We start from the raw sequence: 17211 nt of genomic DNA, 5'->3' as shown, positions 1-17211 counted from the left end.
GGCCGGCGCCCCTTGCGACCCGGGCGATGCACGGATGGTGTTGTCCTCAACGTCCAGTACTGAGAGTTCTCGTCCGGTTGAATGGATGCCGTGACGCATGCTCTGGGTTTCACCGAGGAAGACCTGCGCCGGCTGGCGGGGGCGCGCTCCTTCGAGCGCGGGGTCTGCTATGTGTCGGCGGTGTCCCGGCTGGAGATCGGGGACGAGACGATCACCGCAACCGTGGACGGCAGCGACGCGTACGAGGTCGAGCTGACCGAGGACGAGGAAGGCCGACTCAGCGGCTGGTGCGACTGTCCGTACGGGCAGGAGGGCAACTTCTGCAAGCACTGCGTGGCGGTGGGCCTGGCCGTCCTGGGACAGGCCGAATCGGTGCCGCAGCAGCGGTCGCCCGCCGCCTCGCGCACCCGCCTGCTGGACGACTGGCTGGAGTCCCGCACCCGCGAGGAACTGGCCGCTCTGGTAAGGGAACAGCTCGCCGGCGACCGTGGCCTGCGCCGCCGACTCGAGCTGCGCGCGGCCACCGCTGGGGAGGACACCGCCATCGTCCGGGAGCGCATCCTGGGCCTCCTCGACACCTGTTCCTTCGCCCGCTACGGCTACGTCGAGTACGCCGACGCCCGCGCCTACGGGCAGCAGGCGGCGGAGGCGGTCACCGCCCTACGGGCGCTGACGGCTGGCGGGCGGGCCGCCGACGCGGTGGAGGTGGCCCGCGAGGCCCTCCGGGCTCTGGGCCGTACATACGGGGAGATAGACGACTCGGACGGCCTGATCAGGGACGTCGCCACCGGCCTGGCCGAGGCCCATCTGGAGGCCTGCCTGTCCGCCCGCCCCGACCCGGTGGAGACCGCCGAGTGGCTGGTGCACCACCTGCTGGATGAAGAGAACGACATCACGGACATCGACCTCTTCGACTACCGGGAGGCCCTGGGTGAGCCGGGCATGACCCGGGCACGCGAAATGGTGGTGGCCGCCTGGCGGATCAACCCCAAGGCGTGGACCGAGAAGTACCTGATGGAGCGGCTCCTGAAGGCGGACGGTGGAAGCGTGGACGCGCTGGTCGCCGTCCACGCGGCGGACCTCGCCCCGAACGGCCACACCCACCTGGTGATCGCCCGGGAGCTGGAGGGGGCGGGCCGTACGGCCGAGGCCTTTGAGTGGGCGGAACGCGGGCTGCGGGAGGCCGAGTCCGACCGGGGGCCGGATGACGAGCTGGTCGCCTTCGTCTGTGATCGCTACGCACGGGCCGGCCGCTTGGTGGATGTGGTCACGATCCGCCGGGATGTGCTGCGGGCCCGTCCCTCCCTTGCCGCCTACCGGCATCTTCGTACCGCGGCCCGCACGGCCGGGAGCTGGGAGGGCACTGAGCGCGCGGGCGCCCTGGAGGTACTGAAGGCCTCCGACCGGCCGATGAAGGGCCGTCGGTACGGCGGCTCGGTGCTGGTCGACGCGCTCATGGACGACGCCGACCTCGAGGCCGCCTGGCAGGCCGCCGCCGACGGGTACGCGGACCAGCAGCAGTGGCTGGTCCTGGCCGACCGGATCCGCGACAGGCAACCGGCCGACGCGCTGACCGTCTACCTGCGCTGGATCGAGCCACTGCGCAAGGAGACCGGTGACCGCACGTACGAACGCATGGCGGAACTGCTGCTCAGCGCCCGCGCCTGCCACCGCACGCTGGGCACCGAATCCGAGTTCGCCACCTATCTGGCCGCCCTGCGCGCCGACCAGAAGCGCAAGCGGAAGCTGACGGCGACGCTTGACCAGCACGGACTGTGAGCGGTGCCGGGCTCCGTGTCTGAGCCCTGGCCCACCTCTCGCGTCGGCTTCCACCGCGCGTCACCCATGGCAGAAAACCCTTCATCGGTGGCCGAGCCTTGTATGGGACCGCCGATGCCGGGCAGGCGCCTCGCGCGGGAGAAAGGCGCATACGGCGATGCGGAAGCCCGGTGACACCCTCGGCTGGATCCGGCCGACGTCGGCGCCGTCGGCAGTGCCCGTAACGCTTCCGGGCGATGGGGTTGGATACTCGGCCGCCGCATCGCCCGCGACGTCAGGGTCCGGCACCGCACGGTCCGGCCCACACGCACCGGCAGAGGGCGCGTGCACGCCCGAGCGGCCCGCCACCGAGTGATCAGGTCGCGGTCCCCGCCAGGGCGGCGCGTGACGCTTCCCAGGAGGTAGGGACATGACGCAGAAGGAGCGCCGGATCGTGGTGGTCCGGCACGCCGAGGCGGTACCCAAGCACGTCACGGACGACTTCGACCGCGAGCTGGCCGACCGGGGGCGCCATGACGCCCAGCAGGTCGGGTGCCGACTCGCGCAATCCTGGGTCGGGATCGACCTTGCCGTGTGTTCTCCGGCGCGGCGTACCCGTCAGACGTGGCAGCTGATGCTGCCGGAGCTGACCGCGCCCCCGCCGACCGTCTACGAGGACCGCCTCACCGTTCTGGGCGCCCGGCGACTGAGCGTTCGGGTGCGGTGTGGAACCGTGTGATCCCGGCCGCCTGGGGCCCGAGGCCTTGGTGTGCCTCTGGTCGTGCCCGATCTCCTTGGCGGACTGGCGCTGTCGGGTAGGCGGGTCGGCCGTCGGCATGCCGTCACAGCACTCGTTGCGCGTCCGGCCCGGAACCCCATGGGTTCCGGGCCGGCACTACGGGCGGCGTCAGCCCACGGCGGAGAAGGCCTTGTCGAAGAGGTCTTCATCCTCATCCGCGTCGCTGCCGGGCATGACCGCCCCGTCGGCGTGCTCGCCCTGCTCGGCGTGCTCGCCCTGCTCGAAGGCCACGGCGACAGCCGTGATGTCGCCGGCCTTCTCACCCGGGCCGGCAGCGACAACCGGCTCACCGCTGCATGTGGCGTTGTCGAAGAGCAGGGCGACCATGTCGGTGTCGTTGGCGATCTCCTGGACTGCGCCGTCAGTGACCGCCAACTTGTGGCACTTGCCCTCGGTCACGTCGCTGATCTGCGCGAGCTGGCGCTCTCCGTCCTTGAGGAAGACATAGTTGAAGGCCTGCCCATCGTCGGCGAACGCCTGAGCGCCGGCGGGGAGAGTGAGCGCGAGGGCTCCGGCGAGGGCGACGGCTGTGGTACGAAGACGCATGAGGGATTCCATTCTTCCGCGTTGTGAATGCCGGTCGGCTGACACCCATGCGGAGCGTAGAAGTACGCCTCACCCGAAAACGTGACCTGGCGATGGCACGGTCGAAGATTCACCCGAGTTGCCCTGCCACATCCAACCTGCCGCCTCGATACGGAGCCGCTCCGCACGTCTTCCCGCCCCACACCGGGCGGGGCGGGAAGCAGCGAGGGCCAGTAGCCCGGTCGATCAAGGTCTGGCCGTGCGGCCCCGAGTATGCGAGAACACCCCGACCTGGAGTTCATCGTGCGGCTGGCGGTGCCGGCAGTACTGCCGCTGCAGGCCGGCCGGCCGGCCGCACGACCATCTTCAGGAACCCGGTGACGGACACGACACCGCCGGCCACTCCCGGCGAAGCGCCCGACCTGCTGTCGTCGAGCGACACCGGCGGCAACGACATCGACAACATCACCACCATCGACACGCCCGCCTTCCAGGGCTCGGGCGTCGAGCCGAACGCGCTGGTGCGGCTGCTGGCCACCCCGGTGAAGGGCGGGTCGGGGCCGGCCGTGGTCGGCAAGGACACCGTGACCTCGGAGGGCGACTACGAGGTCGTCAGCGCCGCGCTGCGCGACGGCACGTACGGATTCGCCGTACGCCTGGAGGACCTCGCCGGCAACGTGAGCCAGCCGTCGCCGACCCTCGCGGTCACCACTCCGAGGCGGAGCGGATCGGCGTGCTGGCCCGCGGCGGCCAGGACCGGGTGGACATCACCGTCGACAACCCGGTCAGCGCCCAGCTGTCCGTGCACGGCGGACCGCCAACCGGCGTCGACAAGTCCAAGGGAGACGAGCTGATCCTGCGGGGCGGGTCGCCGAAGGCAGAGCTGCACGAGAGCCGGTCCAAGAGCCCGGCACCGGCTCGGCCCTGGTCTCCTACCCGGAGACGACGCACACCAGGACCACCGTCGACTTCACGGACATCGAGAAGCTGACCCTGAACAACGAGCGCCCGCACGGCAAGGAGGACAAGGCCGCGAAGGAGGCCGCCGGCAAGGTCAGCCCCGCGGCCGCGTCCAAGCCCTAGGGAGTGTCGTCAAAGTGGCGTCGGCCGCCCGAAAGGGCGGGGGCTGGCGGGGGCTGGTGCGTGCGATCGCAAGGCGGAGGAGGGAAGCGACGCGGTGGGGGCACCTCCCAGCGGTAGCTGGGGGACGTCGGTGACCGACGACAACGCGGCGAGCGTGCGTGCCAGGCTCCGCCAGCCTGGGGGCACCTCCCAGCGGTAGCTGGGGGAGGGACTTTGACGACACGACCTAGGCCCGGGCACCAGGCCCGGCACCAAGACTGGGCCTGGCCGCACCACGCACGGGAAGCCCCCGCCTCCTCCCCCGATGGGATGCCGTTGGTTGATTCGGGGGTCTACTTCGCCCCGTCGAGCATTGGCTCGGCGGGGCAAAGTGCTGCGAGGTGGCTGGTGCGGGTGCGGGCCCCGCGTGTGTCGGTGAGTGTGCGTCGAGGCGGGCGAGGTTGATCGCGGCGCCGGTCAGCTGGTGCTGGAGGCTGGTCTTCGCGAGACCGCGGCAGCGGGATCTGCGCAGACCGCAGCGCTGGGCGGCCTGGGTGATGGTGCCTTCGACTCCGGCGCGGGTCTTGTATCGCTCCTTCCAGGTCTGGGTGTCCTGGTCGGCGCGGGCCTGGCGGAGGGCTTCCATTTGCCACTCCTTCATCCCCTTAGGGGCTCTCCGGCCGTCATCGACCGATTGGCCCAAGCTAGGGGGAGTGGATGAGACGAAGCGATTCTCTCGACCGGAGCCACGCCGGGAAGATGCCCCGGACATCGGCACAGCCGTCACATGCCCAGCCCGTCGCCCGGAGTGCTGGTTATGAGGCCATTGTCGTCGAGGTACCACCGTCTGCTACCGGCTCAGGCAGCCAGTCAGTCGCGGTTCACGAGCGGAGCCTGAGTCGGCGCCTGCGCCTGCGTCAGTACTGTGGCTTCGTATGACCGACCTCGAGATCGAGATCACGGCAGACCTGGTCCATGACCTGCTGCTGCAGCAGCATCCGGACCTTGCAGGGCTGGCCATCCGCGAAGTAGTGGGCGGGTGGGACAACCAGCAGTGGCGCCTTGGGGACGAGTTGGCCGTGCGCATGCCGCGTACAGAACGTGCCCCGGACCTCCAGCGCAAGGAGAGCCGGTGGCTGCCCGTACTGGCTCCGCGCCTGCCGCTCCCGGTCCCCAACCCCGTACGGATCGGTGAACCGTCCGCGCGCTTCCCGAAGCCCTGGACCATCATGACGTGGGTCCCCGGCAAGCCGCTGGACCATACCTCCATCAGCCGCGGCGACCACGCGGCCGACACTCTGGCAGCCTTCCTCACCGCGCTCCACGTGGAGGCGCCCGAAGACGCGCCGATCAGCTCGGACCGCGGCGACCACCCCAAGAAGTGCACCGACGGCTTCGACTACTTCTTCCACGCCGTCGTCCCCGGCGGCATCGCCGACGACGTTCGATCCGTCTGGGACGACGCCGTCGCGGCGCCCGAGTGGGAGGGCCCGCCTCTGTGGGTGCATGGCGACCTCCATCCCGCGAACGTCGTCGTCTCCGACGGGACACTCTCGGGCGTGATCGACTTCGGTGACATGTTCGCCGGCGATCCGGCGTGGGACCTCGCGGCCGCCTGGGTCATCCTTCCCGCAGGCGCCGCCTCACGCTTCTTCGACGCATACGCGCATGCCGACGAGGCGACGATCCGGCGCGCCCGCGGGCTGGCAGCTTTGAAAAGCCTGTTCCTCATGCTGATGGGCCAGAACGGAGACCGGGGCCTGCCTGGCGGCAAGCCGACGTGGGGACCCGCAGGCCGCGCAGCCCTTGATCGTGTTCTGAGAGGCGGTTTGACGTAGGCACGGAGTGACGACCCTCACCCGGTACTCGCTGTCAGAACTGTCGCGATGTCGCTCTCGCGTCGCTCACGAAGCGCTCCCCATGGAGACGAACAGATTCTGCGGGCGCCTGCTGTAGGAATCGGAAACGCGTGAGGGCGATCACCTCTGCTGCCTAAGCACCAGTGCGGGAATGCCAAGGTCAACGGTTGGGGCATGCCCGTCAGCCGTACCGCTTCGGCCTGCTTCTGCCGGAGCAGCATCAGTGTCAGCTCCATGCCCTCGATCTCACCGAGCCAGCCTTCAGCCTCGGCACGGGCCCGGCGTGCGATCAGATCGGTCTCGATCTCCTCCAGGCGGAAGGCCACCTGCGGGTTGACCCGCAGGACCGGACAGCGAGTACAGGCTTATCCGAACTAGCCGAGCCGGCGGCCTGGCGGGGCGGATCGCAGTCGAGTCGCTAAAAGTAGTGGTTGGAAATCTTCGCGCCCGGGAGCATTCGGGCGTGTCGCGCCGCCAGATGCTGCCCGGCCGCCAGCGCGCGGTGCGCCACGGGCGGTCACCGCCTCACTGGAGGACGACCTCGACCCCGTGGTCGGCGAAGATCTCAAGGAGAACCTCGAACAAGGTCGCAGTGCCCTGGTGCAGCGCACGCTGTTTCACGAGCCGTGTCCTGGCTACCTCCGAGTGCTGCCATTCCAATGTGAACGGAGGAGAGGCACCCCAGCCTCCTCCGAGGCAGTCGTCCAAGGCGTCGAGGTTCCATCCGAAGTACCCGCCGGGCGCTCTTTCCTGGCAGAAGGCGCGGATCTCGGCGCCCCCTTCGGTCTACGCGCATCAACCTAGGAGCGGACCCGGCCTCCCGGGATCACGCAGACGCGTAGGGAAGAGCTACGCGTCCGCGTGGCCACGCCTGCGATCAGGGCCCGGGCGGCGGAGCGCTTGCCATCAATCCCCTGCGAGCGCCGCCTCCGGGAGATGGATGCCACCGCGGCGAAGGAGATCCTGATCTTCCGTCCCGGCGCATTCGAACGCGACGAGCCGGCCGCTGCCGGGCCCACGCATCGTCGAAGATCCGACCACGGCCTTGGCCTCGCCGTTTCGCGCCTTACGTGTCTGCCGTCCCGCGGTCGCGACCGGCGGCGGCCTACCAGGACTTGAAGGTCAATTACCCTTCACAGCTGCGGAGTTGAATGTCTCGCGGTAGGTGCGCGGCGGTACCCCGACGTGTGCCTTGAACAGGGTCCGGAAGTTGGCCGGGGTGCCCAGGCCGCAGTGGCGAGCGATGGCTTCGACCGTGAGGTCGCCGGATTCGAGGAGTTCGCGTGCGCGGGCGAGCCGGGCGTTGAGCAGCCACCGCATGGGCGGCAGGCCTGTGTCGGTGTGGAAGCGGCGGATCAGGGTCCGGCGGGACATGCCGGCCTGGTGCGCCAGCTGGTCGACGGTGAGCGGCTGGTGCAGGTTGCGCAGGGCCCAGTCGTAGAGTGCAGGGCTGTCGGAGGGCTCGGGTCGCACTGGCAGGTCGATGAACGGGGCCTGGCCGCCGGTGCGGTGCGGGGCGGCCACCAGCAGGCGGGCCTGCTGGTTCGCCAGGCGGGGGCCGTGGTCGCGGCGGATGAGGTGGAGGCACAGGTCCAGGCCGGAGGAGACTCCGCCTGAAGTGAGCACTTGACCCTCGTCGATGTACAGATCCTCGGGCACGACCGTCACCCGGGGGTGCCGCCGGGCCAGCGCCTGCGCGTACAGCCAGTGCGTGGTGGCGCGGCGGCCGTCGAGCAGACCGGCGGCGGCGAGGGCGAACGCGCCGGTGCAGATGGACGCCATGCGGGTGCCGCGGGCTGCCGCCCCCGCCAGCGCGTCGGTCACCTCGGCGCCGGGCACGTCCGGCTCCAGGTAGCCCGGGACGATCACGGTGTCGGCGGTTGCCAGGGCGTCCAGACCGTGCGCGACGGACAGCGGGGGGCCGCCGTGCATCGGGACGAGACCGGGCCGTTCGGCGCAGACCGTCAGCGTGTACGGGCCGTCCCGCCAGCTCCCGAAGACCTGCCAGGGGATCCCGATGTCCAGCGCGAGGACGTTCTCGAGGGCGACCACGACCACGTGGTGTGCCCCGTCTGATGCTCGACCCGTCATGGCACGATTCTATCGCTACATGGCACCCGTGCCACTGACAGTTGGGTCCGGTACGCGCCTACGGTCGCCTCATGGACACTGAAGCGCGCCTCCTGCCGGCACTCCCGGACACTCCCGTCGCCCGTGCCGCCGTCGAGCTCGTTCTGTCGTGCGAGAGCGAGCCCGTCGCCAACCACAGCATCCGCAGCTACGTGTTCGCCGCGCTGCTGGCCGAACACGAAGGACTCAAGCCCGGCATCGACTTCGACGCCGAACTCCTCTTCCACGCCTGCGTCCTGCACGACCTCGGAGCCTCGCCGTCGGCCCCGGGCCAGGCGCGCTTCGAGGTCGAAGGCGCCGACATGGCCGCCCGGTTCCTCACCGAGCACGGCTACGGCGCCGACAAGACGGACCCGGTGTGGGAGGCGATCGCCCTGCACACCTCGGACGGCATCGCCGAACGCCGTGGCGTGCTGGCCTACCTCACCCGCCGGGGCATCGGAGTCGACATCGGCTTCGGAACCGAGTTCGTCACCGACGCCCAGGGCGAGGCGCTCCACGGCCGCTACCCGCGCCTCGACATGGCCACCGTTCTGGTCGACGACGTCGTGCGGCAGGCCGCCCGCTCCCCGCAGGCCAGCGCCCGCTACACCGTCCCGGGCGAATTCCTCCGCGAGCGCGGCGGACCCGGCGCCGTCACCGCCCTCGAACTCGCGGCTCGGGCCGCCCGCTGGGGCTCCTGACGCCGACACCGCGCCGCAGGGCAGAACGTCGGCACCGAGCACTCCCGACGGGCCGCCGTACGCCATATCTGCGCGCTCACGTTTTCGCGTGGTGTCGGGGCGGGCGGCTGGCTGATGACCTGGGTACGGTCTCATGGGAGCAGGCCGGCGACGCCGTCCATGGACGAATGCGGAGGTCAGCGGTGAGGAGTCGACACGAGCCGACGCGGTCCGGCCGCGCAGACATCGACGCGGCCCAGGCTGCGGCCATCCACGTGATCGTGCTTCCCGGTGGCGGGTACGCCGCACACGCGGCACACGAAGCGGAGCCGATCGCCGACTGGCTCGGTGGGCTCGGCATCTCGGCGAGCGTGTTCCGGTACCCGCTCCATGCGCGCCATCCCGAGCCCCTGCTGGCGCTGCGAGCCGAGATCCGGCGACGCCGCGAACAGGGCGCCGAGCACATCGGTCTGATCGGTTTCTCCGCGGGAGGGCACCTGGCCGGGCACGCCGCGCTCGCGCCGACCGCCGACCCGCGCGAGTCGGTCCAGTTCGCCGTACTCGGCTACGCGATCACGTCCATGGAGACCGAGACCTACCGGCCCTCGCGGATCATCCTGCTCGGCGAGGACGCCGCACCGGACCTGCGGCGTGAGACATCGCTGGACAAGCTAGTGACCGCCCAGTCACCACCGTTCTTCCTGTGGCACACCGCCGAGGACATCTACGTCCCTCCGGAACACACCTACCGCCTCGCCGCGGCCTTGGCCGCGCACGACGTCCCGCACACCGTCCATGTCTTCGCGCACGGCCCCCACAGTCTCGGGCTCGCCCGAGGGGCCGGCGACGCAACGGCCTGGACCACGTTCGCAGCCTCCTGGATCGCCGAACAGATCGACGCTCCCGCCGGAAGCACCACCGACTCGCACCGCTGACGACAGGGGTGAACGCCATGAGCATCAACCTGGATACGACCCAAACCCTGGTCGAGAGGGCCCGCGCCCGCGCGGTGGCGATCGGCATCCCGATGAACATCGCCGTCGACGACGGCGGACACCTGCCGGCGTTCGACCAAATGGAGAGATCATGACCAGCGCAGCGCTGACCGGGAGTGCCCTGCAGAAGCGAACCGTCGACGGCCTGGCGATCCGCCACGTTGATACCGGCGAACAGCCGGGACCGACGCTCCTCATGACGAGCCCGTGGCCGGAGAGCCTCCTCGCGTTCCGCCGCATCTGGCCGCGCCTGGCGCCACTGGGTCGGCTGGTGGCCGTCGACCTGCCCGGATTCGGCCACTCGGAGGGGCGCACCGAGCTCTTCGCCCCCTCGGCGATGGGCGAGTTCCTGTACGGCCTGATCCGCGAATGGGGCCTGGGCACCCCGCACGTGCTGGGCCCGGACGTCGGCACCGGCGCGGCGCTGTTCCTGGCCGCCCGACACCCGGAGTCGGTGGCATCGGTCATTGTCGGCAGCGGCGGGGCGGCGTATCCGCTCGACGTGTCCGGCGCGCTCGCGAACATGATCGCGGCGCCGGACCTCGGCTTCCTCCAGGACTTCGACGCCCGCGCGTCGGTCGGCGCGGCGGTGGAAGCGGCGGCGCCCAAGGGCGAGGAGCCCGAAGTGTGGGAAGACTACGTGTCCGCCTACGAGGACGGACGCTTCGCCGAGTCGGCGCGTTACGTCCGCGCGTACCCCGCGGAACTCCCGCTCCTTGGGGACCTGTTGCCGTCCATCATGACGCCGGTGCTGGTGATGAATGCCGAGCTCGACGAACTGGTTCCGCCGTCCAACGGCGTCTACCTGCACGACCGGCTCCCGAACAGCCGTCTCGTCTCCTTCGACTCCGGTCACTTCCCGTGGGAGCAGGCCGCCGCCGCATACGGCGCGACCGTCGCCCGGTGGCTCAACGAAGAGCACGCCCAGGTGGCGGACGCTTGAAAGCCCGACAGACAAGGGAAGTCAGCGTGCACGGCAAGCGGGGTTTCACCGCTGTCGCGGCCACCGTTGCCGCAGCCGCCATGACGGCGTTCGCAATCGGCCGCGCCGCGGCGGCGACCGCGCCGGTGTCCCATCCACGCGTCCTGATCCACTACGACCGCGCCGCCAGGCGAGCAGCCCGAGAACGTCGCCGCTGAACCGGGCGGCGCTTTCGACGTCGTGCCGGCCCGGGCTGCCAAGGTCCAGCGGATCACACCGCAGGGCGGTCGGCGCCTGCTGGCATCCCTTCCCGTCCCCGACTCCGCGCGCGGCATCGTCTGGCGCGTCCCGCACGGGGGCGGAACGCCCGTCCCGTGGGCGAGCGGCGCCGTCTGCACCCCGGGCAGCCGGTTCGGTCTGGGCGCCAACGGACTGAAGGCCCACGAGAACGCAGTGTGGGATTCCGACTCCGACCAGGCGACGCCGCTGCGCATCCCGATCGGCCGCCACGGGGAGCCCGGCGCCGTCGAGACCGGGCTCGCCGGACCGACGATCGACGACTTCACCTTCATCGGACACAGCGACGCCATCGTGGCCGCGCTCAACCCCGACAGCAAGGTGGCGCTGACCAACCCGACGACTCGTACCGAGTCGTCCTGGACGCAGGCGACGGACCAAAGGGCCGGCCTCGGGCAGGTGTGCGGCACGACACGCTCCACGTCGCCGGCGCCGCGGTCCTCACCGACACCGGCCCTAGCCTCGTCGTGGCCGACCTCGACGTCCGCTCGGCCGTACGCAACTGACGCGACAGCCACAGAGGGGAACAACCATGGAACACAGCGCCAAGTACCTCGATGTCGACACCTCGACCATCGAGGGACCGAACGGCATCAGTTACTCCTACCGCCGCCTCGGCCCGCGCGGCGGCCGCCCCCTTGTCCTGCTGGTCCACTTCCGCGGCAACCTCGACAACTGGGACCCCGAACTCGTCGACGCACTCGCGGTGACCCGCGACGTCATCGCCTTCGACAACGTCGGCGTGGGCACGACCAGCGGGACCACGCCGACCACGTTCGCGCAGATGGCCGACGATGCGATCGCCTTCGTCGAGGCGCTCGGCCTCGACCTGATCGACCTGCTCGGCTTCTCCATCGGCAGCTTCATCGCCCAGGAGGTCGCCCTCGCCCGGCCGTCCCTGGTCGCCAAGATGGTCCTGGCCTCGACCGCCCCGCAAGGCGCGCCCCGCATGCACGGATGGGCACCAGACATCATCAAGGCGATCGGCGAGCCGGCCACCCTTCCCGAGGGCTACCTGCATGCGTTCTTCACCGACTCGCCGGCGAGCCGCGCCGCCGGCCAGGGGGTCATGGGCCGGATCTTCGCGGGACGGACGGAGGGTCGCGACGCACCGACCACCTGGCAGACCCGCAACGCGCAGTACGACGCCGTCATGAAGTGGGGCACGCCGGACTTCGGCAAGCTCCAGCGGCTCGCCGCCATCGAGCAGCCCGTGTTCATCGCCAACGGCGACGACGACCGAATGATCCTGCCCTGGTACTCACACCTCACCGCCGCGCTGATCCCCGACGCGGTCGTGAAGCTGTACCCGGACTCCGCGCACGGCTTCCTGTTCCAGCACGCGCAGGCCTTCGCGACCGACGTCCACAACTTCCTGGACGCATAGACCATGTCGGAACTCGTCGGTACTGGGCGACGCAGCGCCCCGCGCCCGGCACCGACGGACCAGGACATGCACGAGGTTCTGGTACGAGCCGACGACTCCTACTCGGCCAGCGTCCTGCTGCCGGACATCTCGCTCTCGGCAGCGGCACTCGGCGACCGCAAGATGATCAAGGAGTTCAGGACGTGGCCCCGTGGGAGGGGGACGATCAGGAGTGGTGGGACTGGTACATGACCCTCGCCGCCGATCCCGGGCTCGACCGCGCGGACCTCAAGCCCGGACGGGAACTCCACGACGCCGCAAGGGCGTCCGCGCGCGAGGTGAGCGCCGCACTCGACGAGCCGTACCCGCTCACCGACGACGCCGTCCGGTTCTTCCACCGCCACGGGTACGTCCGGCTGCCGGCCGTTCTCCCGCCGGCCGTGATCGCCGCACTCGCCGCACGGGCCCACCACATGCTGGAGTCAGCCTACGGCCGTGACAACCCGGGGCGGTTCCTCGCCCGGGAGCAGCTCTGGCTGACCGACCCGATGCTGCGCGATGTCGCCCTGTCCCGCCGCCTCGGGGACATCGCGGCCCGGTTGCTCCGCGTCGAAGCGGTCCGGCTCTACCACGACAACATCCTGTCCAAAGAACCCGGCTGTGGCCGCACGCCCTGGCACCGTGACAGCGACCACTATCCCCTGGACTCCCCCGCGGTGGTGACCTCGTGGGTCCCCCTGCACGACATCCCGACGGAGATGGGCCCGCTGGCCTGCCTGGCACGGCAGCTGACCCCGGCGGCACTCCACGCCCTGCCCGCCTCCCCGCAGGAGCGGTCGTACGACGAACACGTGGCTGGTGGGCTCCGCGCGGCGGGCGTGGTTCCCGATGCGAGCCCGTTCGCCCTGGGCGAGGTTTCCTTCCACGCAGCGGACTGCTTCCACACCGCCGGCGCCAACCTCACCGCGGTACCGCGTCGGGTACTCTCGTCGACCTACTACGCCGACGGCACGCGGATCACCGCCCGGCACACCATGCTGAGCGGCAGCTGGACGGAGTTCGTCCCGGGCGTCGAACCGGGCGCTCCGGCCGCGTCGGCACTCAACCCCATAGTCGGCCTCGGGAACCGGCCGCCATCGGCGTACTGACGACTTGCCGGACCAAGGACAACGCGGATGCCGCTCCGCTCACGCCCGGTCGAGCGGGCGGGCAGGCGGGCGGGCGGGCGGGCGGGCGGATCACGCGGAGCCGAGGCAGCTCGACATTGGCACCCGCGACTCCCCGCCGGGCGGTCGTCCATCACCGGTCCGGTCCGGTCCGGTCCGCGACGACCTGGTACCGCGAAGGGGACTCCTTTCCGACACCGAACGCCGTTCGGCGCAGGACAGCAGGACAGGTTGTCGTGTGGACGCATGTCGAACGCCAGGTCGCACGCCGTCAACCCCAGGGAGGGAGCGCCCCGGGGCGGATTCAAGCCCTTCCGGGGGCACGGCGCTTGGACCGGCGCCGGGCCGGGCACCGATGCCCGCGTGCCCATCACAGACGAGACACATCGTTTCACCGCCCTGTCGGTACGGCTCACCGGCTTCGACGGAGCGGCCTTGGAAGCCACCGGCTTGACCGACACGTACCGGGCGGTCGCCGCGGAACAACTCGGCGCCGGGCCGTACGCACGGCTGCTGCACGAGCTGCGGGAACCGGACGACTCCATGGACGACGACCTGAGGGAGGCCGCCCGCGCCGTTACGTACCTCTGGTACACGGGCAGTTGGCCGGGCTGGCCGCCGCTCACGGTGTCTTCGCGTGCCTACGCCGAGGGACTGGTGTGGAAGGCGGCCGGTCTCAAGGCTCCCGCCACCGATCCCGAAGGGTACGGAAGTTGGGCCGGGACCCCCGACCGGTCCGCTCCGGGGGACGGGACCGGGGGCAGCGGCCGGTGACGAGGTACGACGTGATCGTCGTCGGCGCCGGTGTCGCGGGCTCGCTCGTCGCGCACCGGCTTGGCCGGCACGGCCGACGAGTCCTGGTCCTGGAGGCCGGCGTGGCGGGGCCCAACGCCCACGGACCGACCGCCGGCCCGCTCTCCACGGCTGCCGCAGAGGTGCCGAGCTCCCCCTACCGGGCCCATCCGGCAGCTGCCTGGCCCGAGGTCACGGACCTCGTCGGCGCGGACGGGACCCCCGGCTTCCGGGCGTCCGGCCACCTGCGGCAGGACGGTCCGCTCCCGTACGCCAGCGGATACGTCCGCGTGAACGGCGGCACCGGCAACGCCTGGACCGGCCTCGCGCCGCGCATGCTCCCGGAGGACTTCGACACCGAGTCCTTCGGATACGGGCGTCGATGGCCACTCACCTATGACCGGCTGGAACCGTACTACCGGGCGGCCGAGGAGGAGTTGGGGGTGGCAGCCGACGTCGACGCACAGCGCGAGCACGTCGGTCTGCCCTTTCCCGACGACTACGTGTTCCCCATGCGGCCCCTGCCCGCCGCACGTCTGGACCGTCTGATCTCGGCCCGCCTCGACGGGCTCCGCGTCAAGGACCCCGTCGCCCTGCGCGAAGTCGAGCTGAAGGTGGTCGGCACACCACACGCACGCAACGGCGTCCCGGACCCCCGGTACGACGGCGGACGCGGCTACGTGCCGCGCGGACGGCACGGACGGCCGGACCCGGACAGCCGGTGCGTGGGCAACGCGAGCTGCATCCCGCACTGTCCCTCATACGCGAAGTACACCCCGCTCAAAACCCAGGGCCGCTGGAGCGCGACCGTCACACTGCGGGACCGGTCCGTCGTGAGCCGCGTCCTCGTCGACGGCCGGGGGCGCGCCACGGGCGTGGAGTACCTCTCGTACGACAGGAAGGTGTCCGTCGCGCACGCCGATGTCGTCGTGCTCGCCGCGCACGCCGTGGAGAACGCCAGACTGCTGCTCCTCTCCGGGCTCGCCGACGCCAGCGGCCAGGTCGGACGCAATCTGATGGACCATCCGGTCCTGCTGACCTGGGGCCTGTTGCCAGAGGACACCGGGCCGTACCGTGGCCCCGGCTCGGTCTCCGGCTTCGAGGGCTTCCGCACCGGCGCGGCGCGCCGACTGCGGGCGCCGTTCCGCGTCGAACTCGGGACGTGGGGCTGGATCTGGGCAAGGGGCCCCGTCGACACGGACGTGGACCACTTCATCACCGAACGGGGCCTTTTCGGTGCCGTGTTGCGGCGGGCGGTCGGCGACCGGATCCGCCGCCAGTTCACTCTCCAGTTCGAGATGGAACAGAGCGCCGATCCGGCGAACCGGATCACCCTCCACCCACACGAACGCGACGCGCTGGGCCTGCCCCTCCCCCTCGTCACGTACGACCTCGACGAGCACGTGAAGAAGGGGATGGCGGCAGCCCGGGCGGTCTCGGACCAGATCTTCGCTCTGCTCGGCGCCGAGGAGCACACGGACTACGCGCCGGTGGCGGCCTGGCCGGGCCGCTTCGAGTACCACGGCCGTACTTATGGCTACCGCGGCGCCGGCCACGCCGCCGGCACCCACATCATGGGCGACTCCCGCGCCACGTCGGTGGTGGACGCCTGGCAGCGCTGCTGGGGCCATCCGGGCCTGTACGCGGTCGGCTGCGGCAGCATGCCTTCGGTGGCCACCTCCAACCCGACGCTGACGATGGCCGCGCTCGCCCTGCGCAGTGCCGAGCGGATCGAGGCGGACCTGGCGGCCCGCGACCGCCCGGCGTCCCTGGAATCACCTCCGGCGTCCCTGGGTTCGCCCCCGGCATCCGCCCAGATCAGCATGACATCACCGCCTCAAGGAGGCTCGGCATGACCGCACACCTGCCCCTGCCGCCCGTACCCGAACCCTTCCGACTCCCCTTCCATTACGGGGCGTTGCACCAAATTGGCGTCGACTGGCTGGTGGACCCCGAGCCGGTCCGCAAGCTGCTCGCCGAGCACCACCCGGACCTGACCGCGGCCGCGTTCGAGGACGGACGGGCGCTGGTCTCGCTCAACTATCAGCTGTACTTCGCACAGTACGCGTTCGGCGGTGGCGTCACCCAGGAGATCGAGCTCAACGTCATCGCCTTCCCGACGGCTTCGGACGGCCGTCTGCCGCGCCTGAGCTACACCCAATACGCGCAGGGCTGGGACCAGACGAAGCTGCTCGGCATCGCCCGCGTCCACGTCGTGTGCGACAACCCGTTCGCGATCCGGGCCGGGCGCGAGCTCTACGCGGAACCCAAGTACCCGGGCTGGTTCGAGGTCGGCCTTCCGTCCCTCAACGGACCTGAGGGCGAGACCTGGACCGTACGGTGCAAGGCGGCCGCGATCGGCCCCGACGACACTTTGGAGAAGGACCCACGCCCGCTGCTCGACCTCACGGCGGAGCTGGACGGCCTCACCGCCGTCGCCGCCAACTCCGCCCCGATCACCGGCTACGGCACCGACCACGAGGGCCGCCTCCTCGCCGGCCCCATGAACGTCTACCAGCCCTACCGCTGGTACGACCTGGCCGCCCCAGAACACTCCGATCGCACGCGTCTGGCGTTCCACTCCCCGGACGGCGGCCTCGGCCGCGACATCCGCGCTCTCCTGGGCGACGAACCACCGGCCGTCGGCGCCTGGACGTTCCAGTCTCCCCCGGTGGCCGCCCACAACCGCCCGTACTACCTCCCGACGGGGCCGCGCCTCTGACGTCGGGGCCCTCGGTGCGAGGAGCGATCGAAGCACTCGTGCGTGAGGGCGAAGCCCTCCGCATGGACGGTGATAGCCCGCCTCGGCCTGCGCGGCTGCCAGGAACCCGCACCGAGCCCGCGGTGAACACTCCCTCCCACCGTCGCGAATACGGCC

At 70.8% G+C, this 17211-nt stretch carries 16 protein-coding genes and 1 pseudogene; 13 read left to right on the top strand and 4 right to left on the bottom strand.

Annotation, left to right across the window (positions count from 1 at the left end):
• Window positions 1–90: 90 nt before the first annotated feature.
• Window positions 91–1779: an SWIM zinc finger family protein gene (locus OHT74_RS38420; protein WP_328622892.1), complete on the top strand. Its 1689-nt coding sequence runs from the start codon at window positions 91–93 to the stop codon at window positions 1777–1779.
• Window positions 1780–2188: 409 nt separating this feature from the next.
• Complete coding sequence (locus OHT74_RS38415) at window positions 2189–2497, top strand: SixA phosphatase family protein (RefSeq protein ID WP_328622891.1); 309 nt, start codon at window positions 2189–2191, stop codon at window positions 2495–2497.
• Between the two features lie 168 nt (window positions 2498–2665).
• Here OHT74_RS38415 and OHT74_RS38410 read toward each other — a convergent pair whose 3' ends face one another.
• The gene (locus OHT74_RS38410) at window positions 2666–3103 is read right to left on the bottom strand and encodes a hypothetical protein (RefSeq protein WP_328622890.1); all 438 of its coding nucleotides are present in this window, start codon (window positions 3101–3103) and stop codon (window positions 2666–2668) included.
• Between the two features lie 356 nt (window positions 3104–3459).
• On the opposite strand from OHT74_RS38410, the gene OHT74_RS38405 reads away from it, so the two are divergent.
• Window positions 3460–3936: an Ig-like domain-containing protein gene (locus OHT74_RS38405; RefSeq protein WP_328622889.1), complete on the top strand. Its 477-nt coding sequence runs from the start codon at window positions 3460–3462 to the stop codon at window positions 3934–3936.
• Window positions 3937–4497: 561 nt separating this feature from the next.
• On the opposite strand, the pseudogene OHT74_RS38400 reads toward OHT74_RS38405, so the two are convergent.
• Window positions 4498–4787: pseudogene (locus OHT74_RS38400) on the bottom strand (transposase); the annotation flags it as partial.
• A gap of 292 nt (window positions 4788–5079) precedes the next feature.
• Between OHT74_RS38400 and OHT74_RS38395 the strand changes: the two are divergent.
• Window positions 5080–5982 carry an aminoglycoside phosphotransferase family protein gene (locus OHT74_RS38395; RefSeq protein ID WP_328622888.1) on the top strand — a complete coding sequence of 301 codons (903 nt, stop codon included), beginning with the start codon at window positions 5080–5082 and terminating at the stop codon, window positions 5980–5982.
• Window positions 5983–6528: 546 nt separating this feature from the next.
• On the opposite strand, the gene OHT74_RS42275 is transcribed toward OHT74_RS38395, so the two are convergent.
• Together OHT74_RS42275 and OHT74_RS38385 are read right to left on the bottom strand one after the other, a co-directional pair.
• Window positions 6529–6771: a barstar family protein gene (locus OHT74_RS42275; RefSeq protein WP_443047759.1), complete on the bottom strand. Its 243-nt coding sequence runs from the start codon at window positions 6769–6771 to the stop codon at window positions 6529–6531.
• 354 nt (window positions 6772–7125) lie between these two features.
• On the bottom strand, window positions 7126–8094 hold the full coding sequence (locus OHT74_RS38385; protein ID WP_328622887.1) for a GlxA family transcriptional regulator: 969 nt from the start codon (window positions 8092–8094) through the stop codon (window positions 7126–7128).
• A 71-nt stretch (window positions 8095–8165) separates the two neighbouring features.
• Between OHT74_RS38385 and OHT74_RS38380 the strand changes: the two genes are divergently transcribed.
• The 9 genes from OHT74_RS38380 (at window position 8166) to OHT74_RS38340 (ending at window position 17055) form a co-directional block, all read left to right on the top strand.
• Entirely contained in the window at window positions 8166–8816 is a 651-nt protein-coding gene (locus OHT74_RS38380; protein WP_328622886.1) for an HD domain-containing protein, read from the top strand.
• A 182-nt stretch (window positions 8817–8998) separates the two neighbouring features.
• Window positions 8999–9730 carry an alpha/beta hydrolase gene (locus OHT74_RS38375; protein ID WP_328622885.1) on the top strand — a complete coding sequence of 244 codons (732 nt, stop codon included), beginning with the start codon at window positions 8999–9001 and terminating at the stop codon, window positions 9728–9730.
• Window positions 9731–9747: 17 nt separating this feature from the next.
• Window positions 9748–9885 carry a heme-binding protein gene (locus OHT74_RS38370; protein WP_328622884.1) on the top strand — a complete coding sequence of 46 codons (138 nt, stop codon included), beginning with the start codon at window positions 9748–9750 and terminating at the stop codon, window positions 9883–9885.
• Complete coding sequence (locus tag OHT74_RS38365) at window positions 9882–10733, top strand: alpha/beta fold hydrolase (protein WP_328622883.1); 852 nt, start codon at window positions 9882–9884, stop codon at window positions 10731–10733. Before OHT74_RS38370 ends, OHT74_RS38365 begins: the two co-directional genes overlap by 4 nt.
• Before the next feature lie 808 nt (window positions 10734–11541).
• The gene (locus OHT74_RS38360) at window positions 11542–12396 is read left to right on the top strand and encodes an alpha/beta fold hydrolase (RefSeq protein ID WP_328622882.1); all 855 of its coding nucleotides are present in this window, start codon (window positions 11542–11544) and stop codon (window positions 12394–12396) included.
• Window positions 12397–12578: 182 nt separating this feature from the next.
• Complete coding sequence (locus OHT74_RS38355; protein ID WP_328622881.1) at window positions 12579–13523, top strand: phytanoyl-CoA dioxygenase family protein; 945 nt, start codon at window positions 12579–12581, stop codon at window positions 13521–13523.
• A gap of 381 nt (window positions 13524–13904) precedes the next feature.
• A complete protein-coding gene (locus OHT74_RS38350; protein WP_328622880.1) occupies window positions 13905–14315 on the top strand; it encodes a hypothetical protein in 411 nt (136 codons plus the stop codon).
• Window positions 14312–16189, top strand: a complete 1878-nt coding sequence (locus OHT74_RS38345; protein WP_328622879.1) for a GMC family oxidoreductase — start codon at window positions 14312–14314, stop codon at window positions 16187–16189. Before OHT74_RS38350 ends, OHT74_RS38345 begins: the two co-directional genes overlap by 4 nt.
• Window positions 16186–17055, top strand: a complete 870-nt coding sequence (locus OHT74_RS38340) for a hypothetical protein (protein WP_328622878.1) — start codon at window positions 16186–16188, stop codon at window positions 17053–17055. Before OHT74_RS38345 ends, OHT74_RS38340 begins: the two co-directional genes overlap by 4 nt.
• The last annotated feature ends 156 nt before the right edge of the window (window positions 17056–17211 follow it).

The organism is Streptomyces sp. NBC_00354 (assembly GCF_036106915.1).
Lineage (GTDB): Bacteria > Actinomycetota > Actinomycetes > Streptomycetales > Streptomycetaceae > Streptomyces.
This window is presented reverse-complemented; position numbering and strand designations above follow the sequence as displayed.